The sequence below is a fragment of the Xenophilus azovorans DSM 13620 genome (assembly GCF_000745855.1).
Lineage (GTDB): Bacteria > Pseudomonadota > Gammaproteobacteria > Burkholderiales > Burkholderiaceae_C > Xenophilus > Xenophilus azovorans.
Window position 1 is genome coordinate 101369 of the sequence record NZ_JQKD01000016.1, and the last position, 25752, is coordinate 127120.

The window sequence follows — 25752 nt, forward strand, 5'->3', positions numbered from 1 at the left end:
GGGTGGATGTCGCGGCTCATTCGGGCTCCACGCCCGCGGCCTTCATCAGCGCCAGCCATTGCGGCGCGTCGCGCTCGTAGACGGCGGCCAGTTCCTCCGGCGTGCCGGCCACCGGGTCCTGTCCCTGGTCGATCAGGCGCTGCGACACCTCGGGCGTACGGATGGCGGCCACGAAAGCCTGGTTCAGTTTGCGGATCACCGGCGCCGGCGTGCCGGCCGGCACGTACACGGCCACGTAGCCCGCCAGCTCGAAGCCTTCCAGGCCCTGCTCGCCGAAGGTGGGCAGCTCGGGCAGGCCGCCCGAGCGGCGCGGCCCCGTCATGCCCAGCGCCTTGACGGCGTTGGCGCGCACCAGCGGCCGCGCGCTCACCGGGCTGCAGAAGGTGCTGTCGATCACGCCGCCGCGCAGGTCGGTGAGCGCGGCCACGTCGCCCTTGTAGGGCACGTGCTGCATCGGCAGCCCGTGGCGCATGCGCAGCAGCTCGCCGAACAGGTGCGCCGAGGAGCCCTTGCCCCAGCTGCCGTACGAGATCGGCCGGCCCTGCGCCTTGGCCCAGCGCACGAAGCCCTGCAGGTCGGCGTACGGCGCATTGGCCGGGCCCGCGAACATCACGCTGCCCATCGACACCTGCGTCACGGGCGCGAAGCTGCGCGCCGGGTCGTAGGGCAGCTTCTTGTACGCCCCGGCGTTGTTGATGGTGGTGCTGCTGGTGGTGACGAGCACGGTGTAGCCGTCCGGCGCCGCGCTGGCCACCGCCTCGGCGCCGAGGATGGTGGCCGCGCCGGGCTTGGCCTCCACCACCACGGGCTGGCGCACCTCCTGCGCGACGCGGTCGGTCATGGCGCGCACCGCCACGTCGATGGCGCCGCCGGCGGCGAAGGGCACGACCACGCGGATCGGCCGGGACGGGAAAGCCTCCTGCGCGCGCAGCGCGGGGCAGGCGGCCGCGGCCGCGCCGGCCGTGAGCAGGCGCAGCGCATCGCGCCGCCGCGCATCGAATCGAAAGGCTGTCATGGGCGTCTCCGTGGGGTTCGTTATTTTGTTGATGCTATCAACGAGTTGGACGCAGGTCAAACCGGCACTAGCATGGGCGCGCCGCACGCACTTCGCCGCACCCGCCTCCACCCGCCCATGCGCATCGATCACATCGCCCTCTGGACCGACGACCTCGACCGCTGCGTCCGCTTCTACGCCGAGCACTTCGGCGCCGAGGCCGGGCCGCTGTACCGCAACCCCGCCAAGGGCTTCGCCTCGCGCTTCCTGTCCTTCGCGGGCGGGGCGCGCATCGAGGCGATGAGCACCACCGCGCTGCGCCCCGAGCCGGCCGCGCCCGGCGCGCAGCGCATGGGCTGGACGCACGTGGCGATGGCGGTCGGCTCCGAGGCGCAGGTCGACGCGCTCACGGCGCGGCTGCGCGAGGCCGGCCACCCGGTGCTCGACGGCCCGCGCCGCACCGGCGACGGCTACTACGAGAGCGTGGTGCTCGATCCCGACGGCAACCGCATCGAGATCACGGCATGAGCCCACGCCCGGCCGTTCCGAAGGGGGCTCGCACCGCGGTGCGAAGCACGGAGGTTGCCCGATGAGCCAATTGAGCGACACCCTGCACGACGTCTTCGCCAGCCTGGGGCCGGTGCGCATCGCGCGCATGTTCGGCGGCTACGGCGTCTACCACGACGACCTGATGTTCGCGCTGGTGGTGCGCGAGGTGCTCTACCTGAAGACCGACGCGCAGACGCTGCCGCACTTCGAGGCGCTGGCGCTGCCGGCCTTCAGCTTCGAGCGCCAGGGCAGGAAGATGACGACCTCCTACCGCCAGGCGCCCGAGACGGTATTCGAGGACCGGCAGGCGGCCGCGCTGTGGGCACGGCGCGCGGTCGAGGCGGCCCTGCGCACGGCCAACGCCCCCAGGCCGACGCGCAAGACGAAGAAGAAGCCTGGCCGCTGAAGGTCAGAACAGGCTGCCCTGCCCGTCCTCCCGCGGCGGGCGGAAGGCCGAGAGGTCCATCACGATGCGCTCGCGGTTGAAGCCGATGCGCCGCGTGGCCTTGGCGAAGCGCTGCCCGATCAGCTCGGCCCAGGTGCCGGTGCCTTTCATGCGGGTGCCCCAGTCGGCGTCGTAGTCCTTGCCGCCGCGCATCTCGCGGATGCGCGCCATGATGCGCGCCGCGCGCTGCGGGTGGTGCACGTCGAGCCACTCGCGGAACAGCGGCGCCACCTCCCACGGCAGGCGGATCACCGTGTAGAAGGCGCTGCGCGCGCCGGCGTCCCAGGCGGCCTCGAGCACCTGTTCCATGTCCTCCGTGACGAAGGGAATCTGCGGCGCCACGCTCACGCCCACCGGCACGCCTGCCTCGGCCAGCGTGCGGATGGTGCGCAGCCGACGGTGCGGCGCGGCGGCGCGCGGCTCCAGCGCGCGTGCGACTTCGCCGTCGAGCGTGGTCACGGTCACGTAGACGGCCGCCAGGTGCTGCGCGGCCATGGGTGCGATCAGGTCGAGGTCGCGCTCCACGGCGCTGGACTTGGTGACCAGCGCGAAGGGGTGCCGCGCCTGCTGCAGCACCTCGATCACCGAGCGCGTGAGGCGCAGTTCGCGCTCGATGGGCTGGTAGCAGTCGGTGGCGGTGCCGATGGCGATCTCGGCCGGTTGGTAGCGCGGGCGTGCCAGTTCCTGGCGCAGCACCTGGGCGATGTTGCGCTTGGCGATCAGCTTGGTCTCGAAATCGAGGCCCGGCGAGAGGTTGAGGTAGCTGTGCGTAGGCCGGGCGAAGCAGTAGATGCAGCCGTGCTCGCAGCCGCGGTACGGGTTGAGCGAGCGCTCGAAGGGGATGTCGGGCGAGTCGTTGCCGCCGAGCACGGACTTCGCGTCCTCGAAGCGCACCTCGGTGGCCACGGCGTCCGGGGCGGCGGTGACGAAGTCCTCTTCCTCGAGCGTGCCCCAGCCGTCGTCGAAGCTGCCCCGCGCCTCCTTCTCGAAGCGGTGCGCCAGCCGCGAGGCCGCGCCGCGGCCCTTGATGGCATGCAGGGGGATGTGGGTGTCGGCCATGGAATACTGTACATAAATACAGTTTTCATCGCTTATCGACATTTCAACGGCGGCGCTCTCTTCGATCAATTTCTTTGTTGACAGAAATTTCGGAAACCATACACTGAGCGCCATGGAACTGACCGAACTGCAACGCAAGTTCGTCCTGCACTGGGGCGAGATGGGCTCGATGTGGGGCGTCAACCGCACCGTCTCGCAGATCCACGCCCTGCTCTTCGTGCACGGCAAGCCCATGCATGCCGAGGCGCTGTCGGAGACGCTGAACGTCGCCCGCTCCAACGTGAGCAACAGCCTCAAGGAGCTGCAGGCCTGGAACCTGGTGCGCGTGACGCACGTGCTGGGCGACCGGCGCGACTACTTCGAGACCAGCGTCGACGTGTGGGAGCTGTTCCGCACCGTGGTGCGCGAGCGAAAGGAGCGCGAGTTCGACCCCACCACCCGCCTGCTGCGCGAGATCGTCGCCAGCCCCGACTTCGCCCGCGAGCCGGCCGACGCGCAGGACCGCATCCGCGCGACGATGGAACTGATGGACAAGCTCGGCGCCTGGGCCGACGAGATGCTGCGCCTGTCGCCCGGCACGCTGGACAAGGTGCTCAGCCTGGGCGCCAGCGTGCAGCGCTTCGTGCGCGGCGACGCGGCGGCCAGGGCGCCCCGGCCCGGCGGCCCGGACGGCGACGACGAGGCCGACCGCCATGCCAGCCTGCCCATGCTCTGAGATCGCTTTCCGGTCTCTTTTTTTGCACCTTTATTTCTGTTTTGACTGAAATATCGAAAGTGACGATCATGAAGGCCAGCCCCGCCTATCCGCTCACCCTCTACTACGACGGCAGCTGCCGCCTGTGCAGCGGCGAGATCCGCCACCTCCAGGCGCGCGACCGCGCCGGCCGGCTCGCCTTCGTGGACTGCTCGCCGGCGGACTTCACCGGCGGCCCCGCCCCGCGCGCCGCGCTGATGGAGGCCATCCACGCGGTGGACGCGGCGGGCCGCGTCTACGTCGGCATCGACACCTTCCGCGCCGCCTACGCCGCCGCCGGCCTGCCGCTGGTGAGCGGCCTGCTCGGCCTGCCGCTCGTCTCGCAGGCCGCGCGGCGCGCCTACCCGGTGCTGGTGCGCCACCGGTACCGCCTGCCGGGCTGGCTGATCGGCCCGCTGTTCGAGCGTGCGGCGCGCCGTGCCGCACGCCGCAGCGCAGGCTGCCGGGAGGGCGCCTGCACCGTCCCCGGCGGCGCACAGGGAGGCCGCTGATGCGCGTCCTGCTCGCCGGCGCCAGCGGCTTCGTCGGCCGCGCCGTGGCGCACGCACTCACCGGCGCGGGGCACACGGTCATTGCCCGCAGCCGCCGCAGCGCGCCCGCGCTGGACTTCACCCACGCCACGCGGCCGCAGGACTGGCGGCCCCACCTCGCCGGCATCGACGCCGTGGTCAACGCGGTCGGCGTGCTGCGCGATTCGCCGCGCGCGCCGATGGCGGCCGTCCATGCCGCCGCCCCGCAGGCGCTGTTCGAGGCCTGCGCGCAGGCCGGCGTGCGGCGCGTCGTGCACATCTCCGCGCTGGGCATCGAGCGCAATCCGACCCGCTACGCGCAGACCAAGCGCGCGGCCGACGCGGCGCTGCTGCGGCTGACGCAGGCCGGCGCGCTCGACGGCCTGGTGCTGCGGCCGAGCCTGGTCTTCGGCAGCGGCGGCGCGAGCAGCCGGCTGTTCGTCGCGCTGTCGCACCTGCCGCTGCTGACGCTGCCGCGCCCCGTGCTGCACGCCCGCGTGCAGCCGCTGGCGGTGGACGAACTGGCCGAGGCCGTCGCCGCGCTGCTCCCGACGTGCGGGCAGGGCGGGCTGATGGAACTCGGTGGACCCGAGGCGCTGACGCTGGCCGGCTTCATCGCCAGCCTGCGCGCGCAGCGCGGCGCCACCCCGGCCCGTGTGCTGCCCCTGCCCGGCTGGGCCACCCGCGCCAGCGCCTGGCTGGGCGACCAGGTGCCCGTCTCGCCCTGGTGCAGCGAGACGCTGGCGCTGCTGGCCACCGACAACATCGCCGCACCGGGCCGGCTCGCGCATCTGCTCGGCCGGCCGGCCACGCCGCCTTCCGCCCTGCTCGCCACGCTGGCCGGGCCGCCGGCTGCCCACGCCGCATGAACCCCATTCGCGCCCTGCACCTGAGCCTGGTCGCCGTCTGGCTGGGCACGGCGCTGGCGAGCGCCCTCGAAGCGCACGGCCAGAGCGCGCAACTGCTGCACGACGCGGGCATCGCCGACCCACGCTGGCAGGCCGCGCTGATCTGGGCCGGCGTTGTGGCTGCATCCGCTCGGCCCGCTGCTCAAGAACCTGCCCATCGCCGCCGCCCTGTGGCTGCTGATGAACGCCCACGACCACGGAGGAAGCACCGCGTGAACACCTACCTGCTCCTGAAGACCGCCCACATCGTCTCCAGCGTGGTGCTGGTGGGCACGGGCTTCGGCTCGGCCTTCTACCTCTTCTTCGCCAACCGCAGCGGCGACGTGCGGGCGCAGGCCGTCGTCGCGCGGCTGGTGGTGCGGGCCGACCTGTGGTTCACCACGCCGGCCGTGGTCGCCCAGCCCGCCACCGGCATCGCGCTGGCCCACATGGCGGGCTGGCCGCTGGCGACGCCGTGGCTGGCCTGGTCGATCGCGCTGTACCTGCTGGCCGGGGCCTGCTGGCTGCCGGTGCTGTGGCTGCAGCTGCGCATGGCCCGCATGGCGCAGCAGGCGGCCGTACAGGACGCGGCACTGCCCGCCGGCTACCTGCGCCTGGCGCGCTGGTGGGAAGGGCTGGGCTACCCCGCCTTCGCCGCCATGCTGGCCGTGTACTGGCTGATGGTGAACAAGCCGGCCTTGTAAACGCCCCGAAAGAGAGGACTGCCGATGACACACGCTCCCACCTGCACGACCTCCGGCGCACCCGCGGCGGCGCACCGCGCCCCGACATCGCAGGACACGCAGGCCTACTTCACCGAGACGGCGCACGACTACCGCGCCTGGAGCCCGGGCTACAACATGCACTTCGGCTTCTGGCGCGCGGGGCTGAATCCGCTGCGGCGCGAGCCCATGCTGGAGGCGATGAACCATGCGGTGGGCGAGGCCCTGGCCCTGCCCGCCGGCACGCCCGCCTGCGTGGTGGACCTGGGCTGCGGCGCCGGTGCGGCGGCGCGCACGCTGCTGCGCCGCTGGCCGCTGCTGCATGCGGTGACGGTGACCAACGTGCCGGTGCAGAACGACATCGCCCGCGCGCTCGATGCGCCGGCCGGCGTGGCCGGCCGGGCGGTGCACCTGGCCGCCGACTTCACCCGCACCGGCCTGCCCGCCGCCCAGGCCAACGGCGCCTGGGCGCTGGAAAGCGCCTGCTACGCGCCCGGCGACGACAAGCGCGCCTTCTGCCGCGAGGCGGCGCGGCTGCTCAAGCCCGGCGCGCGGCTGGTGGTGGTCGACGGCTTCCTGCTGCGCGGGCGGCCCGGGCGCATCGCCGGCCGGCTGCACCGCCTCTGGGCCGACAGCTGGGCGGTGCCCACCCTGGCGCGCCGGGACGACTTCCTCGCCGCGCTGCGCGCCGAGGGCTTCGAGCAGGTGCGCTTCCGTTCGCTGCGCTGGCGCATCGCGCCGAGCGCGCTGCACGTGCCCTGGCTCGCCACGCGCTTCGCCATCGCCGCGCTGTGGAAGGCGCGCGGTCGCCTCACGCCCTGGCGCCGCCGGCACATCGTCGCCAGCTACTGCGCGCTGGCGCTGGGCCTGTTCTGGCGCGATTTCGACTATGGCATGGTCACGGCCGTGCGAGCACACGACAAGACATGAACGACACGACCGACCTGCCGCAGCCTGCGCAGTCCCGCACCCTGGCCTTCTCCGGCTGGTACCCGTACCTGATGGGCGCCGTCGTCGGGCTGGGCCTGCGGCTGGTGTTCAGCGGCAGCCCCGGCGGCCGCTACTCGGCCATGCTGGCAGCCTTCATCTACCTGGCGCCGGCGCTGTGCGGCGCGGTGACGGTGTACGTGGCCGAGCGCCGCGCACGCCGCGGCTGGCGCTACTACCTGTTCGCGCCCTGGCTTTCCACGGCGCTGATGGTGGCCGGCGCGCTGACGATCCTGGTCGAGGGCTGGATCTGCGCCATCGTCATCTTTCCGCTGTTCATGCTGCTGGGCAGCGTGGGCGGCCTGCTGATGGGGCTGCTGTGCCGGCTCACCCGCTGGCCGCGCCACGCGCTCCACGGCTTCGCGGTGCTGCCCCTGGCGCTGGGCATGGTGGAGCCGGACCTGCCCAACCCCGTGGCGCGCTCGCAGGCCAGCCACGCCACCTTCATCGCCGCGCCGCCCGACAGCGTGTGGGCGGCGCTCAACGACGTGCGCGGCATCCGCGAGGAGGAGCTGGCCGGCGTGTGGGCCTACCGCATCGGCGTGCCGCGCCCGCTGGAGAGCATCACCGAGACCGTTGCCGTCGGCCCCGACACGCCCGTGGGCCGCATCCGCCGCATGCAGTGGGACCGCGGCGTGCGCTTCGACGGCCTCGTCACGACGTGGCAACCGGGGCGCGAGCTGGCCTGGCGCTACCGCTTCGGGCCCGGCTCGGTGCCGCCCGGCGCGCTGGACGACCACGTGCAGGTCGGCGGCCACTACTTCGACCTGAACGAGACCCGCTTCACGCTGACGCCCAGGGACGGCGGCACCGAACTGCGCATCGACGTGCACTGGCGCACCAGCACGCACTTCAACTGGTACGCGAACGCCGCCGCGCGCCTGCTGATCGGCAACTTCACGGAGGGGATCCTGGACTTCTACAAGGCCCGCGCGGAGCAACTGGCGCTGGAGGGCGGACAGCGATGACGCAGGCCCCCGTCTTCCGCAGCGTGCTGGGCGAGGCCGCCTGGCAGCGCCTGGGCGAAGTGGTGCGCCGCCACTACAGCCTGCGCCCCTTCTCCGGCGACAGCGTGACGGTGCGGGGCCGCATGGACGAGGTCTGGCGCGGCCGCTGGGCCTGGCTGCTGCTGCCCGCGGGCCGCCTGTTCGGCGCGCTGGTGCCCTATCAGGGCCGCGACGTGCCGATCGAGGTGCACTACCGCTGCCACCCCGACAGCGCGCGGCTGTCCTGGGACCGCCGCTTCCGCTTCGCGGGCCGGCCGGTCTTTCATTTCCGCTCCTTCATGGAGGCCGCGCCGCACGCGCGCCACGAGGTCGTCGAGTACGTGCGCTTCGGCCTGGGCCTGCGGCTGCGCGTGAGCGCGGAGGATGGCGCGCTGGTGTTCCGCGACGCTGGCTACGTGTGGCGGCTCGGCCGCGGTCCGCGTGTGCCGCTGCCGCTGCACCTGCTGCTCGGCCGCGCCTACGTGGAGGAGCGCCCCGTGCCGGGCGACGACGGCGCCTTCACCATGCAGATGCGCATCCGCCACCCGTGGTGGGGCGACGTCTTCCGCTACAGCGGGCGCTTCCGGCTGGACTGAGAAGGTGTGAACACCGGCGTCAGCGCCGCCGCGTGTCGGTCATCGCCTTGGCGATGCCGCGCAGGATGTGAATCTCCTCCGGCGTGGGCTGCGCGCGGTTGAAGAGCTGCGTCAGGCGCGGCATCAGCTTCTTGGGCGCTGCCGGGTCGAGGAAGCCGATGTCCACCAGCGCGCGCTCCCAGTGGTCCAGCATGCCCGCCACGGCCGCGGCATCGGCGGCCGGCGGCACGGGCGTCGCGTCGCGCACGGCGAAGCCGCCGAGCGCGCAGCGCCACTCGTAGGCGATCACCTGGATCGCAGCGCCGAGGTTGAGCGAACCGAAATCCGGCGCGGTGGGAATCGAGAGCGCGACGTGGCAGCGATAGACGTCCTCGTTGCGCATGCCGAAGCGCTCGGAGCCGAACAGCAGACCCACGTGCTGCGGCGTGCCCTCGGCCACCAGCGAGGCAAAGTGCTCGCGCGGCGCCCGCGTGGGCGGGCCGAAGTCGCGCGGCACCATCGCGGTGGCGGCCAGGTGGGTCAGGCCGTCCAGCGCCTCGTCCAGCGTGTCGACGATGCGGGCCTTCTCCAGCACGTCCAGGGCGCCGCTGGCGCGCTGGATGGTCTCCTCGCGCCGCAGCACGTTGGGCCAGCGCGGCGCCACCAGCACCAGGTCGTCGAAGCCCATGGTGCGCATGGCGCGCGCGGCGGCGCCGACGTTGCCGGCATGGCTGGTCTGGATGAGGATGAAGCGGGTGCGCATCGGAGGCGGGGCAGAGACGGGAAACGGGCCGCCATTGTGGCCGCGCCCGCGCGCCCTCGCCGCCGCCTCAGCGCGCCTTGCGGCGCTCCCAGGCGACCAGCGCGAGGATGACCACCCCGGCGCTCAGGCTGATGTGGCCGCACCAGGCCACCAGGCCCAGCGACCAGCCCTGCGCATCGACGGCGATGGCCAGCGAGGCCAGCAGTGCCGCCCAGCCGCCGATGCGCAACGCGCGCGAGCGGCAGGGTTCGAGTTCGCGGCCGAACAGGTCCTGCTGGTGGCGGTCCATCGCCAGCGCCAGCAGGGCGAAGGCCAGCAGCGAGACGACGGAGACGGCGGCGTGGCTCATCGGGCAGCCTCCTGCAGCGCCGGCTCGCCCACCGGTTCGTCCGGCGGCGGCGCGGCCGGGCGGCGCGCGGCCGCGGCCTGGCGCTGCGGGCGCAGCTTGGGCTTGTGGCGCGCCGTGCGGATCGCCAACGCCACGTGCAGCGCGGCCAGCGCCAGCAGCGTGAGTTCCAGCCCGGCGAAGATCCAGTCGCCGGCGCGCAGGCTGGCGAGCAGGCCCCGGTCGGTGGTCAGGGCATTGAGCACCGGCAGCAGCGCCAGCGCCGCAGCGCCCGTCCACAGCAATTCGATCCAGGCCCGCCGGGCCGGCCGCAGCAGCGCCCAGGCCAGCGTCGCGCCCCACACGATGAAGAAGGCGTGCACCTCCCATTCGGCACGCTGCGCCAGCCCCAGCGGCAGCAGCCGGTTGGCCCACAGCATGCCGGCCATGGCGATCGACAGGCCGGCGATGGCGGCGATGTTCAGCCGCTCCACCAGCCGGAAGCCGAAGTACGGCCGCTCGGGGTCGGGCAGCTTGGCGCGGCGCTTGACGGTCCACAGCACCAGCCCCGTACCCACCATCGCCGTGCCGGCCAGGCTGACGAGGAAGTACAGCCAGCGCGTCACCGTGTCGCCGAAGCGGCCCAGGTGCAGCGCGTACATCACGCCACGCGTCTCGGCGGCAGGGCCGACGCTGTCCTTGGCCTGCAGCAGCCGCCCGGTGGGGCCCTCGAAGAGCAGGAACTGCGGGCTGACCGAGGCGCGGCCCTCGTCGCCGCGGGTGATGCTCACGCGTGCGCTCGCGTCGCCGGGGTGGGTGATGGTCACGCGGTTGATGTTGTCGCGGCCCCAGCGCGCCTGGGCCTGACGCACCATGTCCTCGATCGGCGCCAGCGTCGCGGCCTGCCCGCTGGGCTTGCCGGGCTGGACGAAGGCGCTCGTCTCGGCGCGCAGCTGCTGGCGCTCGGCCGGCGTCTTGAAGGCCGCCTGCTCGCCCCACGGCATGTACAGCGACATCAGCGTCACCAGCCCGGTGTAGGTGATCATGGCGTGGAAGGGCAGCCCGAAGACCGACAGCGCGTTGTGCGCGTCCAGCCAGCTTCGCTGCCCCTTGCCCCAGCGGAAGGTGAAGAAGTCGATGAAGATCTTCTTGTGCGTGATCACCCCGCTGACGATGGCCACCAGCATGAACATCGCGCAGAAGCCCGCCAGCCAGCGCGCCCACAGCACCGGCATGTAGTGGAACTGGAAGTGGAAGCGGTAGAAGAACTCGCCGCCGCCGGTGTCACGCGCCGCCACCTTGTGGCCGGTGGCGGGGTCGAAGGTGGCGCTCTGGAAGGCGCGCCGCCCTTCCACGCCGGGCGTGCGCCAGAAGGCGCCGGCGGTGTTGTTGCGCGCGTCGGGCAGGCCGATGCTCCACTGCGGGCTGCCCGCGGCCACCGTCTGCAGTTCGCCGGCGATGCGCGCTGCCACCAGCGCCGGGTCGGGCACCTCGGCCTGGTGCGCCAGCTCGGGCCGCATCCACTGGGAGATCTCGTCCTTGAAGTAGCTCACCGTGCCGGTGAGGAACATGGCGTAGAGGAGCCATCCCACCAGCAGCCCGGCCCAGATGTGCAGGTCGGACATGGTCTGGCGGATGCCGCGCGGCTGCGGCGCAGCCTTGGCCTTGGCCGGCGTCGTGTCGTTGCTGCGGCGGCTCACGAGGGGCTTCCTCCGTTCCAGACGGACCAGGCGGCCAGCCCCAGCGGCACCGCCGCCACCAGCAGCCCGGCCCAGGCGCGCCGCGCGCTGCGCACGGCGAACACCCAGATCACCGCGCCTGCGTACACCACGAAGCTGGCCAGCATGCCCGTGAGCACGGCCTGCGCGCGGTCGATCGGCAGCGCCACCGCGGCCACGCTGGTCAGCGCCGCCAGCGCATAGCCGCCCAGCACCGCGGCGGCGATGCGCGAGACGAGCGGCCCCGCGCCCAGGGCCTTGGCGAGCACGGCGCTCACTTGTTGGGCGCCGCCGCCGGGCCGGCGGGGATCGGCGCCACGCCGGCCGCCTTCACGTAGGTCAGCGTGGTCACGTAGCTCACGCCGTCGTACTTCTCGCCGGCCCGTTCGCCCGGCGTGCGGTCGATGTGGCTCACCTCGGCCACGTACTGGCCCTTCCAGGGCATGTCGAACTTCACCAGGCCCTGCTCGTCGGTGTGGCCCTCCTTGGCCCAGCCCGACTGCGTGACCAGCGCGACCTTGGCCTTGGGCAGCGGCTGGCCCTTGAAGAACAGCTTGAACTCGCCCGGCTGGCCGGCCGGCACCAGGTCCAGCGCCAGCTTGGGCTGCTGCGCGGCGAAGCCGGTGATCAGGCGCGCGCCCGGGTGGTACCAGCTCGTCACCTCCTTGTCGCCCTGCTTGAACTTGCGCAGCGGGTAGCTCGCGTCCTCGGCCACGATGGACTCGCCCTGGCGCGCGGCGAAGGGCAGCGCGAAGCCGCTGGCGGTCTTGCTGCCGTCGGCGCTCTTCTCCTCGCCCTGGGCCGACACCAGCGTGGCAGCGGGCTTGCCGAACTTGTCGAGCAGGCCCGGCGAGGCCTCGCGCAGGTTGTCGCCGAACTCGCCGAAGCGGATCACGGCGCTGCCCTTGGCGGGCTGTTCGAGCCAGATCTGGTGGGCGCTGGCCGAGGCGGCGGCGAAGCCGAGGGCGGCGGCCAGAAGGGTCAGGGTCCTGGTCATGCGTTTCTCCTTTGAAGTCAAGCGTTGGCCCCGGCCTGGCGCAGGATGGCCGGCAGGGTGCAGATGAAGGTGCTCATGTGGTTCTCGTCGTCCAGTTCGAGCAGGCGGGCCTGCAGGCCCCGCGCGTGCAGCGGCCGCAGGCGCCCGTGCATGGCGCGCACCGTGGACAGCATGCGCTGCGAGCGCTCGGAACGGCCGGGCACCTCGTCGCGGGCAACGGCCAGCAGCACCCGTGCGGGCAGGCGCGGCGCAGCCGGCAGCGCCTCGGCGCCGGCGAGGAGCGCGTGCTCGTTCACCCAGATGGACGGACTGATCGCGGCGATCGAATGGAAGGCCGCCGGGCGCTCGAGCAGCGCGTGCAGTGCGAACAGCCCGCCCAGCGAATGGCCGGCCAGCGACACGCGCCGCGCGTCGACCGCATGGTGTGCCGTCAGCGCCGGCACCAGTTCGTCCAGCAGGAAGGCGAGGAAGGCATCGGCCCCGCCGGGGCGGGCGCCCAGGCGCACACCCTCCTCGGTCCCCAGCCCGGTGGACGCGGGCACGAGATCGAAGGTGCGGCGCGCGAGATGCAGCGGCGCATCGCCCGGATAGCCGATGCCGACCACCAGCGGCACGGCGCCCGCGGCGCCGGGCATGGACGGCAGCCGGACCAGCGAAGCCGCCGCCCCGAAGTAGGCGTTGCCGTCGGTGAAGAGCAGCACCGGCCGGCCACCCGCCGGCGCCGCGGCGGAGGGCTCGGCCACGAAGACGCGGTAGTCCCGGCCGCCGCGCGAGCGCATGTCGAAGGCCCGCGTGCCGGGCAGCGGCACCGGCGCCGCGGCGTCGTGCGGCGCGGCGTCCTGCGCGGCGCCCCGCCCCGCGAACAGGGCCGCGCCGGATGCGGACAGGCTGCGCAGCCATTGCCGGCGATGGCTCGGCATCGGCGCGAAGGGGCGGACTGCTGCGGGACGGCTCATGTGCGCAGGTGCCCTCAGAAATCGACCGAGGCCGACAGCAGGAAGGTGCGCGGCGTGCTGACCTGAAGCAGGCCGTCGCGGAAGCCGGCATCCCAGTAGGCCTTGTTCGTCGCGTTCTGCACGGTGGCGCGGAAGGTCACGGGCTTGCCCGACACCTCCGTCGCATACCGCGCGCCGAGGTCGTAGCGCGTCCAGGCCGGCAAGCGCTGCGTGTTGGCGGCGTTGCCCCAGGACCAGCTGTTGTGGATGGCCAGCGCGGTCAGCGTCAGGCCCGGCACGCCGGGCACGTCCCATTCGCCGCCGAGGTTGAACTTCCACTTGGGCGATGCGAATGGAACGTTGCCCTCGTTCACGCCGTTGGCGGTGCGGGTGAGCTTGCCGTCGGTGAAGGCCGCGCCGCCCAGCACGCGCACGCCCCTGGCGACCTCGCCGAACACGCTCCACTCGAAGCCGCGGTTGCGCTGCTCGCCCGAGCCGTCCACGGCGTAGCGGCTGCCGGTGTAGACGTTGATGAAGCTGGGCTTCTTCAGCTCGTAGACGGCGAAGGTGTTGGTCCAGGTGCCCAGGTCCCACTTCACGCCGACCTCGGCCTGCCTGGTCTTCACGGGCGGGAAGACCTCGCCGTAGTTGGTGGCGTTGACGTCGGACACCTGCTGGCCGCTGGTCAGGCCCTCGATGTAGTTCGCGTACACCGAGACGTTCGGTACCGGCTTGAACACCACGCCCACCATCGGCGTGGTCGCCTTGGCGGCGTAGTGGCTGCTCTCGCGGACCAGCAGGTTCAGCGGGCTGTTGACGTTGTTCGACAGCGGCGAGAAGCCCCTGACCGACACGCGCTGTTCGCGCGCGCCCAGCGTCAGGCGCAGGCGATCGCCGGCGAAGCTCAGGGTATCGGCCACGGCGATGCTGCTCAGTTCGGTCGACGTGCTGGGAACCGTGGGGAAGTCCGAACCGGTGAGCTGCATCTGCGCGGGCGCGTAGAGGTTCGATCTGTAGAACGGCGTCGGGCGCGAGTTGGAAATGCCGTAGTCCAGCGACAGGCTCGTGCCGCCGATGTTCCATTCGTGCTTCACCGGGCCGGTGTGCAGCGTGCCGCGCAGCCCGGCCTCCAGGGCGCGCGTGTCGTGGTAGCTGCTGCTCGGGTAGAGGTTCCCGCTGAAATTGCCCCACGGATCGACGTTGCGCGCCGCCGAGGAGGTGTAGCCGGTGTTCACGTGGTGCCGCTGGCCGATGGCGGCGTAGGCCGTGAGGTTGTCGAGGATGTCCACTTCCCCGCGCACGGCGCCGCCGGTGTCGCGGGCGTCGTGGTAGGTGCCGGGGAACAGGTTGGTGCCGGGATCGGGCGGGGTGGTCACCCAGGCGGTGGTGTGCGTGACACCGCCGTTCATGCCGCCGTTGACGCGGTAGTGCATGTCGTAGGCGTCCAGCGAGAAGCGCACGCGATCGCCGCGGTAATCGACGGCCACCGCGCCCAACTGGCGTCGGATCGACTGGCCGTCGATGGCCGTGCCGCCGCTGCTGCTGGCGCCGTTGACGCGCACGCCCCATTGCTTGCGCTCGCCGAAGCGCCTGCCGATGTCCACCGCCAGCCCGGCCTGCGAATCCGAGGCGTAGCTGGTGGTCAGGCGCGTGAGGGGCTCGTCCTCGGCGCGCTTGGGCACGATGTTGATGCCGCCACCCACCGCGCCGCTGGGCGCCTGGCCGTAGAGCATGCCGCTGGGCCCGCGCAGGACCTCCACCCGCTCGGCGATCTCCACCGGGACGCGGCTGTAGGGCAGCACCCCGTACATGCCGGACAGTGAGATGTCGTAGCCGTAGAGCGTGAAGCTGCGCGCCTGGTAGAACTCCAGCACGTAGCTCGACGAGCTGGCCTGCCGGATGGAGGGTTCGGCCGCCAGCACGTCGAACACGGTGCGCGCCTGCTGGTCCTCGATGGTCTTGGCGGTGTAGGCGGTGACGCTGAAGGGCGCGTCCATGACGTCCACGTTGCCCAGCAGGCCCAGGCGCGCCGCCTTGGCCACCTGCCCGCCCGCATAGACCGGCGGCGCACCGCTCACCGAGGTGGCCGTCACGGTCACCGCGGCCAGCGTCGGGTCGTCGGCCGCGGCGGGACCGGAAGGCACCGCAGCGGCGGCCGTACGCGCCTGCACGCTCAGCGTGCCGTTGGCGGTGCGCACCAGGCTCAGGGCGCTGCCCTGCAGGGCAGCCTCCAGCGCCTGTTCGGCGGTCAGCGTGCCCTGCACGGCCGGCGCGCTCAGGCCGCGCACCAGTTCGGGCGCGACGGAGATGGACTGGCCGCTCTGCTCGGCGATGCGCAGCAGCGTGGCGCCCAGCGGCCCGGCCGGAAGGTCGAAGCGATGCGAAGCGGCAGCCGGCTGGGCCGGCGCCTGGGCGCAGGCCAGCAGGCAGGCGCAGGCCAGCAGCGCGGTGCGCGGCCGGCGGCGGGATCGGAAATGCAGTGGCATGGTGTGGTCGCTCTTCGGGGTCGTTGGTCGGATGGCTCTCAAGCCATCTGTGCAACGACGCACCCGAAAGTGATCACCCGCGCGGCGGACGGCGGCTCGCGCCGCAGGCCGCAAGGCGCCGCAGCGCCCGTCCGTACCGCCCCTCGCGCCGCGCCGCCTCATGCCTCGTCCCGCGCGCTGATCGCGGTGAGCCAGCCGCCGTAGCGCGCCAGCCGGATCGGCAGCGTCTGGGCCAGCGAGTCGAGCACGCGCTCCGGGTCGTCGAGCGCGAAGGCGCCCAGCACCCGCAGCGAGGCGGCGCGCCGGGAGACGCGGATGAAGCCCGCACGGTAGGGACGCAGCTGCGCCACCACCTCGCCCAGCGGCAGGTCGTCGGCCACCAGCATGCCGCGGCCCCAGGCGGCCAGGCCCGCGGCCGGGCCGGGCACGTCGGCGACGGCGGCCGCGTCGAAACGCACCGCCTCGCCTTCCTGCAGCCGGCGCTCGCGGCCGGCACACGTGCGCACCTGCGCCTGGCGCGCCAGGGCCCCGGCCAGGGTCCACGCCTCTTCCTGCCGCACCAGGAGGCGCGCCGCATCGGCGCGCACCTCGCCTTCGGCCGTGCGCACGACGAAGGGCCGCGCGGCATCGGGCTCGGCCGTGGCCACCAGCGCGCCGGCGCGCAGGAGGACCAGCCGCTCCGCCGCGCCGAAGCGCACGTCCACCGCCGAGCCGGCATTGAGCAGCAGGCGGCTGCCGTCCTCCAGCGCGAATTCGCGGCGCTCTCCGATGCCGGTGCGCAGATCGGCCAGCCAGGCGCCGGCCGGCCCGTGGCGGTATGCCAGCCAGCCCGCGGCGGTGCCAACGCCGGCCAGCGCCAGCACCCCGCCGAGCGCACGGCGCCGGCCCGGCAACGCCAGTGCGGCCCGGCGCGCGGCGGCATCCGCCTTGACGGGCGCGACCGCACGGCGCACGCCCTGCTCGACCTCGGCCCAGGCCTGCCGGTGGCGCGCGTCGGCCTGCAGCCAGGCCCGGTGGCGCTCCCGGTCGGCGGCGCCGGCTTCGCCCGAGTGCAGCGTCACCATCCAGCCGATGGCGACGTCGCGCAGGCTCGGGGCGGCAGCGGCGCGGCGACCCATGACCCTCACGCCCCGGCCGCCGCGCAGCAGGCGGCGATGGCGCGCGCCATGGCACGGCGCACACTGATGACGGGCATGCCCAGGCGCTCGCCGATCTCGCGGTAGCCCAGGTCCTCGAGCTGGTTCAGCATGAACACCTGCCGCGTGCGCAGCGGCAGGCGGCCGAGCACGGCGTCCAGCCGCTGCAGCGCCTGCAGCACCGCGACGCGGTCCTCGGCGGAAGGCGCCACCTCCTCCGGCTGCGCGGCCAGGGCCTCCAGCCAGGCCCGCTCCAGGTCGCGCCGGCGCCAGAACTCGTACAGCACCCGGCGCGCCACCACCGTCAGGTAGGCCCGCGGCTCGCGCAGCGGCACCTGGCGGCCGCCGCGCTCGGCGCGCAGCAGCTGCTCGAAGGTGTCATGCGACAGGTCGGCGGCCTGGTGCGCGCAGCCGATGTGCCGGCGTAGCCAGTTCTCCAGCCAACCGTGGTGCGCCTCGTAGAGAGCCTGCACGGAGTTTGTAGCAAATGGGAATTGTTCTCATTCTATATGCCATGAGACCGCGGCGTCGGTAGAATCCCGGGGTTTCGCACGCATCGCCGTGCGCGCCCGGCCCGGCTCTCCCGGCTGCTTCGTTCCTCGCACAACCCATGTCGTCCAACCTGCACCCCATGCTCAACGTGGCCATCAAGGCCGCACGCGCCGCCGGCGCGCTCATCAACCGCGCCGCGCTCGACGTCGAGGCCGTGCGCGTCTCGCAGAAGCAGGTGAACGACTTCGTGACCGAGGTGGACCACGCGAGCGAGGCGGCGGTCATCGAGACGCTGCTGTCCGCCTACCCCGGCCACGGCATCCTGGCCGAGGAATCCGGCCGCGAGCACGGCGCGAAGAACGCCGACCACGTCTGGATCATCGACCCGCTGGACGGCACCACCAACTTCATCCACGGCTTCCCGTTCTACTGCGTGTCGATCGCGCTCGCGGTGCGCGGACGCATCGAGCAGGCGGTGGTCTACGACCCGACGCGCAACGACCTGTTCACCGCCTCGCGCGGGCGCGGCGCCTTCGTCAACGACCGGCGCATCCGGGTGAGCAAGCGCACGCGGCTCTCGGAGTCGCTGATCTCCACCGGCTTCCCCTTCCGCACCGGCGACAACTTCAAGCAGTACCTGGCCATCATGGCCGACCTGATGCCGCGCGCCGCCGGCCTGCGCCGCCCCGGCGCCGCCGCGCTGGACCTGGCCTACGTGGCCGCCGGCCACGCCGACGCCTTCTTCGAGACCGGCCTGAACATCTGGGACGTGGCGGCCGGCTCGTTGCTGGTGACGGAAGCAGGCGGCCTGATCGGCAACTTCGCGGGCGAGGCGGACTTCCTCGAGCAGCGCGAGTGCCTGGCCGGCAACCCGCGCATCTACGGCCAACTCGTGCCGCTGCTGGGCAAGTACAGCAAGTTCGCCGGCGTCGACGACAAGCTCGCCGCCACCGAGCGCATGCGCGCGGTCGATCCGTCCCGCCAGGGCGGCGGCGCGGACGTCTACGCCCGATCCACCGTCGGGCTGCGCGAGGAGGCGTCCGCCGCCGAGGCAGAAGCGCCGGCCGCCCCCGCCGAGCCGCAGCGCCCCGCGCGCCGCCTGATCCGCGCGCCCCGCCCCGCCGGCGACACGCAGGAGCCCGGCGCCGAGTGATCGAGGGCGCCCGCCGCACCGCCTCGCAGCGCACGCGCGCGGCGCTGCGCCTGCTGCTGGGCACCGACCTGGCCTGCGGGCTGTCGGTGGCGCTCGGGCTGTTCCTGATCTCCGGCGGCGTGCACCTCTGGCTGGGCGCGGCCGCCGCGGCCTCGGCCGCCACCGGCGTCATCATCGCCAGCCCGCCCGACCGCCCCTGGCCGCGCCGCGGCAAGCTGCGCCAGCTGCTGCCGGCGCCGCTGCTGGGCGTGCCCCTGTTCTTCGCGGTGCAGTTGCTGCACCACGCGCCGTGGCGGCTGGGCCTGCTGCTGGTGCCGGCCACCTTCCTCGCCTTCCTGGCGATGGCCTGGGGCAAGCGCGGCATCGGCATCGCCATCGTGGTGATGCTGGCGATGGTGTTCTCCATGGCGACGCCCGCCCCGGCCGACTGGCACGAGGCGCTGCAGCGCAGCTGGCACGCGGCGCTGGGCGCGGCGCTGTACGTGGTCTACGCCACGCTGATGAACCTGGCTCTCAACGCGCGCTACCGCGTGCAGGCGATGGCCGAGCTGCTGCTGGCGCTGGCGGCGCTGATGCGCACCGAGGCGCGGCAGTTCACCGCGCGCGACGAGTCCAGCGACGTGCGCGAGGTGGCCCGCCCCCTGCTGGGCCTGTTGCTGCGGCAGCAGGCCGCGCTGGCCGACCAGCAGCAGGCCACGCGCGACCTGGTCTTCGAGTCGCTGCGCACGCCGCGCCGCCAGCGCCTGGCCGGCATGCTGCTGACGGTGCTGGAGATGCGCGACCACCTGCTGGCCAGCGAGCTGGACCTGGAGACGCTGCGCAGCCACCCGCGCCAGGCGCCGGTGCTGGCCGCCCTGCGCGAGCTGTTCGAGGCCATGGCGCAGGACGTGGAGGACCTGGCCGACGCGATGCTGGCCTTCCGCACGCCGGCGCCCATCCCCGACCGCCGCGCCCAGCTCGGCGCCATCCGCGCCGGCCACGCCGAGGAGACGCACGAGGCCGCCGCGCCCACCGCCGGCCCCTCCCCCGCCATGCTGGCGCGCGGCCTGGCCAACCGCCTGGGCCACCTGAACGACGAGACGGTGCGCCTGGCGGCCCTGGCGCGCGGCGACGCCGCGCCCGACCTGGCCATCGTGCGCGCCCACTGGCGGCTGTTCGTCAGCCCCACCGACTGGTCGCTGGCGCCCTTCCTGGCGCTGTGGCGCTGGGACGCGCCGCCGCTGCGCCATGCCATCCGCGCGGCGCTGGCGCTGGGCGCGGGCTACCTCGTCGCGCTGGCGATGCCCTGGGGCTCGCACGACTACTGGATCCTGCTGACCATCGTGGTGGTGCTGCGCGGCAGCCTGGCGCAGACGCTGGAGCGGCGCAACCAGCGCGTGGCCGGCACGCTGGCCGGCTGCGTGCTCGCGGTCGCGCTGCTGGCCTCGCACCCCGGCGCCGGCGAACTGCTGCTGGTGATGAGCTTCGCGCAGGCCATCGCGCACGGCATGGCGGTGCGCAACTACACCGTCACCGCCGTCGGCGCCACGGTGCTCGGGCTGGTGCAGGCGCACATGCTGTTCGCCGGCGCCAGCCCCACCTTCGCCCTGTTCGAGCGCATCGGCGACACGCTGATCGGCGCCGGCCTGGCCTGGGCCTTCTGCTACGTGCTGCCCTCGTGGGAGCGCACCCAGCTGCCGGCCCTGGTGCGGCGCACGCTGGCGGCGCAGTCGCGCCACGCACGGCTGGCGCTGGCGCTGGGCCAGCAGCACGCGGTCGACAGCCGGCCCGAGCTGGACTGGCGGCTGGCCCGGCGCGAGGCCTTCGACGCGCTCTCGGCGCTGGTGCAGGCCACGCAGCGCGCGCTGTCGGAGCCGCGCGCCGTGCAGCCGCCGCTGGAATACCTGCAGCGCCTGCAGGCCCACTGCTACCAGTTGCTGGCGCAACTGTCGGCGGTCAAGTCGATGCTGCTGCTGCGCCAGGACCGCCTGCAGCGCGAGGCCATCGAGGGCCCGCTGGCGCGCGCCGCCACGCACATCGAGGCGGCCATCGGCAGCGCCGCGCAACAGACCGGCCAGGCCCTGCAGGACGACACAGCGCCGGCCTCGCTGGCGGCCGGCCCGGTGCCGCTGCTCGATCCCTTCGACAACGACATCACCCCCTGGCTGCTGCGCCGGCTGGACCTGGCCGTCGGCCTGGCCGGCCAACTGCGCGACGACGCGGCCCGCATCCTGCAGCACACGGCCAGCGGGCTGCCCGATTCGCCCTCGCCCCCGGCCCGCCCCGGCACGGCCGCCTGATTCCCCGCACCGCCCCGGCCGCCGAGCGCCGGCGGCGGCTTTCCCACCGCCGCGCCATGCGGCCGATTCCCTGGAGGACTTCCATCCGATGACCCTGAACACCCTGCTCGACCACCCCTGGTTCCACACCTGGGTCGCCGCCCTGATCGCCATCGTCGCCGCCGGCATCGCCCACCGCATCGCGCAGGCGGTGCTGGTGCGCGTCACCCGGCCCATGCCGGCGCTGCAGTCGGCCGTGCGCACGGCCCGGGCCGCCGCCGCCTTCGTGCTGCCGCTGCTGGCGCTGCAGGCGGTGTGGCAGGCCGCGCCGGACGACCTGCACTTCATCGGCCGCGTGCGGCACCTCAACGGCCTGGCGCTCATCGCCTGCGCCACCTGGCTGGTGGTGAGCGTGATCCGCGGCTTCGCCGACGGGCTGATCGCCGCCCATCCGGTGGACGTGGCCGACAACATGAACGCCCGCCGCATCCACACGCAGACCCGCGTGATCGCGCGCACCACGATGATCATCGTGGGCATCATCGGCGCGGCGATGATGCTGATGACCTTCCCCGGCGCGCGGCAGGTGGGTGCCAGCCTGCTGGCCTCGGCCGGCGTGATCGGCATCGTCGGCGGCCTGGCGGCCAAGCCGGTGTTCAGCAACCTCATCGCCGGGCTGCAGATCGCGCTGACGCAGCCCATCCGCATCGACGACGTGCTGATCGTCGACGGCGAGTGGGGCCGCGTGGAGGAGATCACCGGCACCTATGTCGTGCTGCGCATCTGGGACGAGCGGCGGCTGATCATCCCGCTGAACTACTTCATCGAGAACACCTTCCAGAACTGGACGCGCAACAGCGCGCAGCTGCTGGGCTCGGTGTACTTCCACGTCGACTACGGCATGCCGCTGGCGCCGCTGCGCGCCGCGCTGGAGCGCGTGGTGAAGGCGGCGCCCGAGTGGGACGGCCGCTTCTTCAACCTGGTGGTGACCGACGCCACCGAGCGCACCATGCAGATCCGCGTGCTGTGCACCGCCGCCAGCTCGGGCCAGGCCTGGGACCTGCGCTGCCGCGTGCGCGAGGGGCTGATCGACTACATGCAGCGCGAACACCCGCAGCACCTGCCGCGCCTGCGCATCGAGGGCGAGAAGGACGCCGGCACGGCGCCGCCGGCCACCGCTGCCGCGGCCTGACGCGAAGGCCGGCTACGCGCGGGTGCGCCGCGCCCGGTCCGCCTTGGGCAGCTCGGCCTGCGCGACCATCGCCTCGGCGCGCGCCTGCAGCGCCGCCAGCGACGCGTCCAGGCCGCGCGCCGCCTCGCCGTCGAGCACCGCCAGCAGTTGCGCGTTGATCTGCGAGACCAGCGGGAACAGCTCGCCGTGCAGCGCGCGCCCCTCGGCCGTGAGGTCGAGCAGCACCTGCCGCCGGTCGCAGCCCGGCTGGGTGCGCGAGACCAGCCGCTTGGCCACCAGCGAGCCGATCGCCTTGGAGGTGCGCGCCCGGTCCAGGCGCGCCTGCTCCGCAAGCTGCGACGAACTCAGCGCCCCCCGGTTGGCGAGCGTGGCGATCAGCCGCCACTCGCGCCGCGTGATGCCGAAGCGGCCCTCGCACAGCCGGATGACCATGCTGCCGGCCACCGACAGCAGCCGGCTGATGCGGTAGAGCAGCAGCCCGTCCAGTGGCGGCGGCGCAGGTGTGGACATGGGGTTAACACGGAAGACAGTTGATTAGAACAATCGATTGTGGGACTTCCAGAATGCCGGATGCTCCCGGGACCGCCCGGACGAACGCCCCTACGCTGGAGACACCCATGAACGCTCTCGCCCTGCGCCGCCGCGACGCGCTGGCCGCCCTCGCAGGCCTGGCCTGCACCGCCCCCTTCGCCCCGGCCCATGCCTTCACGCCCGGCCAGCCGGTCAAGGTGCTGATCGGCGTGCCCGCCGGCGGCACCCAGGACGTGCTGACCCGCGCCATCGCCCAGCAGGTGCGCGATTCGCTCGGCCCGGTCGTCATCGACAACCGCTCCGGTGCCGCCGGGCGCATCGCGGTGGAGGCGGTGAAGAACGCCGCGCCCGACGGCCACACGCTGCTGCTGGGCACGGCCAGCATGATGACCATGTTCCCCAGCGCCTACCGCAACCTGAGCTACGACCCGATCCGGGACTTCCAGCCCCTCATCAACGCCGCCCGCTTCGAGCTGGCGCTGGTGGTGCACCAGTCGGTGCCCGCGAACAACCTGGCCGAGTTCATCGCCTGGGCCAAGGCGCAGGGCGATGCGCTGAGCTTCGGCTCCTACGGCGCCGGCACGCCCTCGCACTTCCTGGGCGAGATGCTCAACCGCGCGGCCGGGCTGAAGATGGTGCACGTTCCCTACCGCGGCTCCACCCCGGCGCGGCAGGACGTGATGGGCGGCCAGGTGCCGGTCTACTTCGACACCGTCGGCGGCGCGCTGCAGATGCGCCCCGGCGGCCGCGTGAAGGTGCTGGCCACCAGCGGCGAGAAGCGCTCGCCGCTCATGCCCGACCTGCCCTGCTTCGTCGAGGCCGGCTACAAGGACGTGGTGGCCACCGCCTGGTTCGCCTACTACGCGCCGCTGAAGACGCCGAAGGACGTGGTCGAGAAGCTGCGCGCCGAACTCATGCGTGCCGTGAACACGCGCGAGGTGCGCCAGCAGCTGCTGGCCAACGGCATGTACCCCGCTGCCGACGACGCGCAGGCGCTGCTGAAGACCATGCGCGAGGACACGGCGCGCTGGAGCGCGATCATGAAGGCCGTCAACTTCCAGGCCAACGATTGAACAGGACGCCACGCATGAAAGCCCTTTCCCGACTCGTCACCCTGATCGGCGCGGCCCTGCTCGCGGCCGCCGCCTCCGCCCAGCCGCTGGACGGCCCGCTGCGCATCGTGGTCGGCTACGCGCCGGGCGGCGCCACCGACCGGGTGGCGCGCCTCGTCGGCGACCGCCTGACGCAGAAGCTGGGCGTACCGGTGGTGGTGGAGAACAAGCCGGGCGCCGGCGGGCGGCTCGCGGCGCAGCAGGTCAAGGCCACGCCCGCGGGCCAGAACGTGCTGATGGTCGCCAACCCCGCCGTGATGGTGGTGGCGCCGCTGGTCTTCAAGGACAGCGGCTACGACCCGGAGCGCGACTTCCACGCCGTCTCGCACGTCAACGACTACGAGTTCGGCGTCGTGGTCTCCGGTGCCGTGCCGGTGAAGGAGCTGCCCCACCTGCTGGCCTGGATGCGCGCCAACCCCACCAAGGCCAACGTCGGCGTGCCCGCCACTGGCAGCCTGCCGCACTTCTTCGCGCTGATGCTGGGCCAGAAGGCGCAGGTGCCCACCGAGGTGGTCGGCTACCGCGGCTCGGCCGCGGTGATGACCGACCTGATCGGCGGCCAGTTGCCGATCGCGGTCGACACCTTCGACGTGCTGCTGCCGCAGCACGAGGCGGGCAAGGCGCGCATCCTCGCGATGTCGGGCACGAAGCGCTCGGCCTTCGCGCCCGACGTGCCGACCTTCAAGGAGGCCGGGCTCGACCTCTCGGCCCTCGGCTGGAACGCCTTCTTCGCGCCGGCCTCGATGCCCGCGGAAAAGGTCGATCGCCTCGCCAGGGAGATCGAGGCCGTCATGCGCGAGCCTGAGACGCAGCGCAAGTTCACCGACGCGAAGATGATGCCGGTGGCCAGCACACGCGCCCAGACCGAGGCCATGCTCAAGGCCTATCGCGCGCAGTGGGCGCCCGTCGTCAAGACCTCCGGGTACCAGCCATGAATCGTCCGAACCTCATCTTCATCGTTGCCGACGACCTGGGCTACGCCGACCTGGGCTGCTACGGCGGGCGCGAAGCCTCCTTCGGCCCCGTCTCCCCCGTGCTCGACCGCCTGGCCGCGCGCGGCATCCGCTTCACCCAGGGCTATTCGAACTCGCCCGTGTGCTCGCCCACCCGCTTCGGCCTGATCACCGCCCGCTACCAGTACCGCCTGCGCGGCGCCGCCGAGGAACCCATCAATAGCAAGAGCCGCGGCAGCACCACCCTGGGCCTGCCCCCGGAGCATCCCACCCTGCCCTCGCTGCTTCGGGACGCCGGCTACCGCACCGCCCTCGTCGGCAAGTGGCACCTGGGCTACCCGCCCGCCTTCGGCCCCCTGCGCTCGGGCTACCAGGAGTTCTTCGGCCCCCTGTCCGGCGGCGTGGACTACTGGACGCACTGCGACTCCGCCGGGCGCCACGACCTGTGGTTCGGCGAAGAGGAAAAGCAGCACGAGGGCTACCTCACCGACCTGCTCTCGCGCCGCGCCGTGGACTACGTCGATCGCATGGCCCAAGGCAACGATCCCTTCTTCCTGAGCCTGCACTACACCGCCCCGCACTGGCCCTGGGAGACGCGCGAGGACGCCGGCCGCGCTGCCGTGGTCAAGGACAACCTGTTCGACCTGGCCGGCGGCAACGTGGACACCTACCGGCGCATGATCCACCACATGGACGAGGGCATCGGCTGGCTGGTGCAGGCGCTGCAGAAGAACGGCCAGCTGGACAACACGCTGATCGTGTTCACCAGCGACAACGGCGGCGAGCGCTTCTCGGACAACTGGCCGCTGGTGGGCGGCAAGATGGACCTCACCGAAGGGGGCATCCGGGTGCCGTGGATCGCGCACTGGCCGGCGGCGATCCAGGCGGGCGGCGAAAGCAATCAACTGTGCATGACGATGGACTGGTCGGCCACGATGCTGGAGGCGGCCGGGGTGGCGGCGCATCCGGAGTACCCGCTGGACGGGGTGTCGCTGCTGGGGGTGCTGCGCGATCCGGCGCAAGGCGGCTTCGAGCGGGACCTGCACTGGCGCATGAACCACCGGGGCCAGCGGGCGCTGCGCCAGGGGCGCTGGAAGTACCTGCGGGTGGACGGCAACGACTACCTGTTCGACATCGAGGCCGACGAGCGCGAGCGGGCCAACCAGGCCAGGAAGGAGCCCGGGCGGCTGGCGGCCATGCGCCAAGCCTGGGAGGCGTGGAACGACACCATGCC

The 25752-nt window shown here is 72.9% G+C and carries 27 protein-coding genes and 1 pseudogene; 16 read left to right on the forward strand and 12 right to left on the reverse strand.

The window, feature by feature from the left end; all coding sequences use genetic code 11:
* Positions 1 to 16: 16 nt before the first annotated feature.
* Positions 17 to 1015, reverse strand: coding sequence for a Bug family tripartite tricarboxylate transporter substrate binding protein (locus Q392_RS10650; RefSeq protein WP_051953245.1), 999 nt, complete (start codon positions 1013 to 1015; stop codon positions 17 to 19).
* Between the two features lie 117 nt (positions 1016 to 1132).
* Here Q392_RS10650 and Q392_RS10655 point away from each other — a divergent pair, with 117 nt between their 5' ends.
* Positions 1133 to 1522 (forward strand): VOC family protein, encoded by a 390-nt coding sequence (locus Q392_RS10655; RefSeq protein WP_038206343.1) that lies wholly within the window; start codon positions 1133 to 1135, stop codon positions 1520 to 1522.
* Positions 1523 to 1583: 61 nt separating this feature from the next.
* Positions 1584 to 1949 (forward strand): TfoX/Sxy family protein, encoded by a 366-nt coding sequence (locus tag Q392_RS10660; RefSeq protein WP_038206187.1) that lies wholly within the window; start codon positions 1584 to 1586, stop codon positions 1947 to 1949.
* 3 nt (positions 1950 to 1952) lie between these two features.
* On the opposite strand, the gene Q392_RS10665 is transcribed toward Q392_RS10660, so the two are convergent.
* Positions 1953 to 3047, reverse strand: coding sequence for a PA0069 family radical SAM protein (locus tag Q392_RS10665; protein ID WP_038206190.1), 1095 nt, complete (start codon positions 3045 to 3047; stop codon positions 1953 to 1955).
* A gap of 112 nt (positions 3048 to 3159) precedes the next feature.
* On the opposite strand from Q392_RS10665, the gene Q392_RS10670 reads away from it, so the two are divergent.
* The 8 genes and pseudogenes from Q392_RS10670 to Q392_RS10705 all read left to right on the forward strand — a co-directional run bounded on the left by Q392_RS10670 (position 3160) and on the right by Q392_RS10705 (position 8488).
* Positions 3160 to 3762, forward strand: coding sequence for a GbsR/MarR family transcriptional regulator (locus Q392_RS10670; protein WP_038206193.1), 603 nt, complete (start codon positions 3160 to 3162; stop codon positions 3760 to 3762).
* A gap of 68 nt (positions 3763 to 3830) precedes the next feature.
* A complete protein-coding gene (locus Q392_RS10675; RefSeq protein WP_038206345.1) occupies positions 3831 to 4292 on the forward strand; it encodes a thiol-disulfide oxidoreductase DCC family protein in 462 nt (153 codons plus the stop codon).
* Positions 4292 to 5179: an NAD-dependent epimerase/dehydratase family protein gene (locus Q392_RS10680; RefSeq protein ID WP_038206195.1), complete on the forward strand. Its 888-nt coding sequence runs from the start codon at positions 4292 to 4294 to the stop codon at positions 5177 to 5179. The genes Q392_RS10675 and Q392_RS10680 overlap by 1 nt, the downstream gene beginning before the upstream one ends.
* Positions 5176 to 5434, forward strand: a pseudogene (locus Q392_RS31850) (DoxX-like family protein). Before Q392_RS10680 ends, Q392_RS31850 begins: the two are co-directional and overlap by 4 nt.
* Entirely contained in the window at positions 5431 to 5901 is a 471-nt protein-coding gene (locus tag Q392_RS10690) for a DUF2269 family protein (RefSeq protein WP_038206197.1), read from the forward strand. Before Q392_RS31850 ends, Q392_RS10690 begins: the two are co-directional and overlap by 4 nt.
* A gap of 24 nt (positions 5902 to 5925) precedes the next feature.
* The gene (locus Q392_RS10695) at positions 5926 to 6849 is read left to right on the forward strand and encodes a class I SAM-dependent methyltransferase (protein ID WP_038206199.1); all 924 of its coding nucleotides are present in this window, start codon (positions 5926 to 5928) and stop codon (positions 6847 to 6849) included.
* A complete protein-coding gene (locus Q392_RS10700; RefSeq protein WP_051953246.1) occupies positions 6846 to 7874 on the forward strand; it encodes an SRPBCC family protein in 1029 nt (342 codons plus the stop codon). The genes Q392_RS10695 and Q392_RS10700 overlap by 4 nt, the downstream gene beginning before the upstream one ends.
* Positions 7871 to 8488 carry a DUF4166 domain-containing protein gene (locus Q392_RS10705; protein WP_038206202.1) on the forward strand — a complete coding sequence of 206 codons (618 nt, stop codon included), beginning with the start codon at positions 7871 to 7873 and terminating at the stop codon, positions 8486 to 8488. Before Q392_RS10700 ends, Q392_RS10705 begins: the two co-directional genes overlap by 4 nt.
* Positions 8489 to 8507: 19 nt before the next feature.
* Here Q392_RS10705 and Q392_RS10710 read toward each other — a convergent pair whose 3' ends face one another.
* The 9 genes from Q392_RS10710 to Q392_RS10750 form a co-directional block, all read right to left on the reverse strand.
* Complete coding sequence (locus Q392_RS10710; protein ID WP_038206205.1) at positions 8508 to 9230, reverse strand: RNA methyltransferase; 723 nt, start codon at positions 9228 to 9230, stop codon at positions 8508 to 8510.
* A 67-nt stretch (positions 9231 to 9297) separates the two neighbouring features.
* Positions 9298 to 9579, reverse strand: a complete 282-nt coding sequence (locus tag Q392_RS10715) for a DUF3325 domain-containing protein (RefSeq protein WP_038206208.1) — start codon at positions 9577 to 9579, stop codon at positions 9298 to 9300.
* Positions 9576 to 11180: a PepSY-associated TM helix domain-containing protein gene (locus Q392_RS10720; RefSeq protein ID WP_051953262.1), complete on the reverse strand. Its 1605-nt coding sequence runs from the start codon at positions 11178 to 11180 to the stop codon at positions 9576 to 9578. The genes Q392_RS10715 and Q392_RS10720 overlap by 4 nt, the downstream gene beginning before the upstream one ends.
* Before the next feature lie 71 nt (positions 11181 to 11251).
* Entirely contained in the window at positions 11252 to 11551 is a 300-nt protein-coding gene (locus Q392_RS10725) for a DUF3649 domain-containing protein (RefSeq protein WP_038206211.1), read from the reverse strand.
* Positions 11548 to 12270 carry a DUF4198 domain-containing protein gene (locus Q392_RS10730; protein WP_038206214.1) on the reverse strand — a complete coding sequence of 241 codons (723 nt, stop codon included), beginning with the start codon at positions 12268 to 12270 and terminating at the stop codon, positions 11548 to 11550. Before Q392_RS10730 ends, Q392_RS10725 begins: the two co-directional genes overlap by 4 nt.
* Positions 12271 to 12287: 17 nt before the next feature.
* Entirely contained in the window at positions 12288 to 13226 is a 939-nt protein-coding gene (locus Q392_RS10735) for an alpha/beta hydrolase (protein ID WP_084216989.1), read from the reverse strand.
* Between the two features lie 14 nt (positions 13227 to 13240).
* On the reverse strand, positions 13241 to 15691 hold the full coding sequence (locus Q392_RS10740) for a TonB-dependent receptor (RefSeq protein ID WP_051953247.1): 2451 nt from the start codon (positions 15689 to 15691) through the stop codon (positions 13241 to 13243).
* Between the two features lie 158 nt (positions 15692 to 15849).
* Positions 15850 to 16809, reverse strand: coding sequence for a FecR domain-containing protein (locus Q392_RS10745; RefSeq protein WP_038206220.1), 960 nt, complete (start codon positions 16807 to 16809; stop codon positions 15850 to 15852).
* 5 nt (positions 16810 to 16814) lie between these two features.
* Positions 16815 to 17300 carry a sigma-70 family RNA polymerase sigma factor gene (locus tag Q392_RS10750; RefSeq protein WP_038206222.1) on the reverse strand — a complete coding sequence of 162 codons (486 nt, stop codon included), beginning with the start codon at positions 17298 to 17300 and terminating at the stop codon, positions 16815 to 16817.
* A gap of 137 nt (positions 17301 to 17437) precedes the next feature.
* Between Q392_RS10750 and Q392_RS10755 the strand changes: the two genes are divergently transcribed.
* The 3 genes from Q392_RS10755 (at position 17438) to Q392_RS10765 (ending at position 21922) form a co-directional block, all read left to right on the forward strand.
* Positions 17438 to 18472: an inositol monophosphatase family protein gene (locus Q392_RS10755; RefSeq protein ID WP_038206225.1), complete on the forward strand. Its 1035-nt coding sequence runs from the start codon at positions 17438 to 17440 to the stop codon at positions 18470 to 18472.
* The gene (locus Q392_RS10760) at positions 18469 to 20751 is read left to right on the forward strand and encodes an FUSC family protein (protein ID WP_245610692.1); all 2283 of its coding nucleotides are present in this window, start codon (positions 18469 to 18471) and stop codon (positions 20749 to 20751) included. Before Q392_RS10755 ends, Q392_RS10760 begins: the two co-directional genes overlap by 4 nt.
* Positions 20752 to 20839: 88 nt before the next feature.
* Positions 20840 to 21922, forward strand: a complete 1083-nt coding sequence (locus tag Q392_RS10765) for a mechanosensitive ion channel family protein (RefSeq protein ID WP_038206228.1) — start codon at positions 20840 to 20842, stop codon at positions 21920 to 21922.
* Positions 21923 to 21934: 12 nt separating this feature from the next.
* Here the strand turns inward: Q392_RS10765 and Q392_RS10770 are convergent, their stop codons facing one another.
* A complete protein-coding gene (locus tag Q392_RS10770; protein WP_038206236.1) occupies positions 21935 to 22432 on the reverse strand; it encodes a MarR family winged helix-turn-helix transcriptional regulator in 498 nt (165 codons plus the stop codon).
* A 107-nt stretch (positions 22433 to 22539) separates the two neighbouring features.
* Here Q392_RS10770 and Q392_RS10775 point away from each other — a divergent pair, with 107 nt between their 5' ends.
* From Q392_RS10775 to Q392_RS10785, 3 genes are all read left to right on the forward strand, one after another.
* Positions 22540 to 23526: a Bug family tripartite tricarboxylate transporter substrate binding protein gene (locus tag Q392_RS10775; protein WP_038206240.1), complete on the forward strand. Its 987-nt coding sequence runs from the start codon at positions 22540 to 22542 to the stop codon at positions 23524 to 23526.
* 14 nt (positions 23527 to 23540) lie between these two features.
* A complete protein-coding gene (locus Q392_RS10780; RefSeq protein ID WP_038206243.1) occupies positions 23541 to 24500 on the forward strand; it encodes a Bug family tripartite tricarboxylate transporter substrate binding protein in 960 nt (319 codons plus the stop codon).
* The coding region (locus Q392_RS10785) for a sulfatase family protein (RefSeq protein WP_038206245.1) at positions 24497 to 25752 on the forward strand (1256 nt) is incomplete at its 3' end. The genes Q392_RS10780 and Q392_RS10785, both read left to right, overlap by 4 nt.

Bases quoted from the DNA above. Each gene is read 5' to 3' on its own strand.
- Q392_RS10730 (WP_038206214.1), bottom strand. From the start codon at position 12,270: ATGACCAGGACCCTGACCCTTCTGGCCGCCGCCCTCGGCTTCGCCGCC.
- Q392_RS10705 (WP_038206202.1), top strand. From the start codon at position 7,871: ATGACGCAGGCCCCCGTCTTCCGCAGCGTGCTGGGCGAGGCCGCCTGG.
- Q392_RS10735 (WP_084216989.1), bottom strand. From the start codon at position 13,226: ATGAGCCGTCCCGCAGCAGTCCGCCCCTTCGCGCCGATGCCGAGCCAT.
- Q392_RS10715 (WP_038206208.1), bottom strand. From the start codon at position 9,579: ATGAGCCACGCCGCCGTCTCCGTCGTCTCGCTGCTGGCCTTCGCCCTG.
- Q392_RS10780 (WP_038206243.1), top strand. From the start codon at position 23,541: ATGAAAGCCCTTTCCCGACTCGTCACCCTGATCGGCGCGGCCCTGCTC.
- Q392_RS10770 (WP_038206236.1), bottom strand. From the start codon at position 22,432: ATGTCCACACCTGCGCCGCCGCCACTGGACGGGCTGCTGCTCTACCGC.
- Q392_RS10660 (WP_038206187.1), top strand. From the start codon at position 1,584: ATGAGCCAATTGAGCGACACCCTGCACGACGTCTTCGCCAGCCTGGGG.
- Q392_RS10655 (WP_038206343.1), top strand. From the start codon at position 1,133: ATGCGCATCGATCACATCGCCCTCTGGACCGACGACCTCGACCGCTGC.
- Q392_RS10745 (WP_038206220.1), bottom strand. From the start codon at position 16,809: ATGGGTCGCCGCGCCGCTGCCGCCCCGAGCCTGCGCGACGTCGCCATC.
- Q392_RS10670 (WP_038206193.1), top strand. From the start codon at position 3,160: ATGGAACTGACCGAACTGCAACGCAAGTTCGTCCTGCACTGGGGCGAG.
- Q392_RS10665 (WP_038206190.1), bottom strand. From the start codon at position 3,047: ATGGCCGACACCCACATCCCCCTGCATGCCATCAAGGGCCGCGGCGCG.
- Q392_RS10680 (WP_038206195.1), top strand. From the start codon at position 4,292: ATGCGCGTCCTGCTCGCCGGCGCCAGCGGCTTCGTCGGCCGCGCCGTG.
- Q392_RS10775 (WP_038206240.1), top strand. From the start codon at position 22,540: ATGAACGCTCTCGCCCTGCGCCGCCGCGACGCGCTGGCCGCCCTCGCA.
- Q392_RS10755 (WP_038206225.1), top strand. From the start codon at position 17,438: ATGTCGTCCAACCTGCACCCCATGCTCAACGTGGCCATCAAGGCCGCA.
- Q392_RS10710 (WP_038206205.1), bottom strand. From the start codon at position 9,230: ATGCGCACCCGCTTCATCCTCATCCAGACCAGCCATGCCGGCAACGTC.
- Q392_RS10675 (WP_038206345.1), top strand. From the start codon at position 3,831: ATGAAGGCCAGCCCCGCCTATCCGCTCACCCTCTACTACGACGGCAGC.
- Q392_RS10700 (WP_051953246.1), top strand. From the start codon at position 6,846: ATGAACGACACGACCGACCTGCCGCAGCCTGCGCAGTCCCGCACCCTG.
- Q392_RS10740 (WP_051953247.1), bottom strand. From the start codon at position 15,691: ATGCCACTGCATTTCCGATCCCGCCGCCGGCCGCGCACCGCGCTGCTG.
- Q392_RS10695 (WP_038206199.1), top strand. From the start codon at position 5,926: ATGACACACGCTCCCACCTGCACGACCTCCGGCGCACCCGCGGCGGCG.
- Q392_RS10765 (WP_038206228.1), top strand. From the start codon at position 20,840: ATGACCCTGAACACCCTGCTCGACCACCCCTGGTTCCACACCTGGGTC.
- Q392_RS10720 (WP_051953262.1), bottom strand. From the start codon at position 11,180: ATGTCCGACCTGCACATCTGGGCCGGGCTGCTGGTGGGATGGCTCCTC.
- Q392_RS10650 (WP_051953245.1), bottom strand. From the start codon at position 1,015: ATGACAGCCTTTCGATTCGATGCGCGGCGGCGCGATGCGCTGCGCCTG.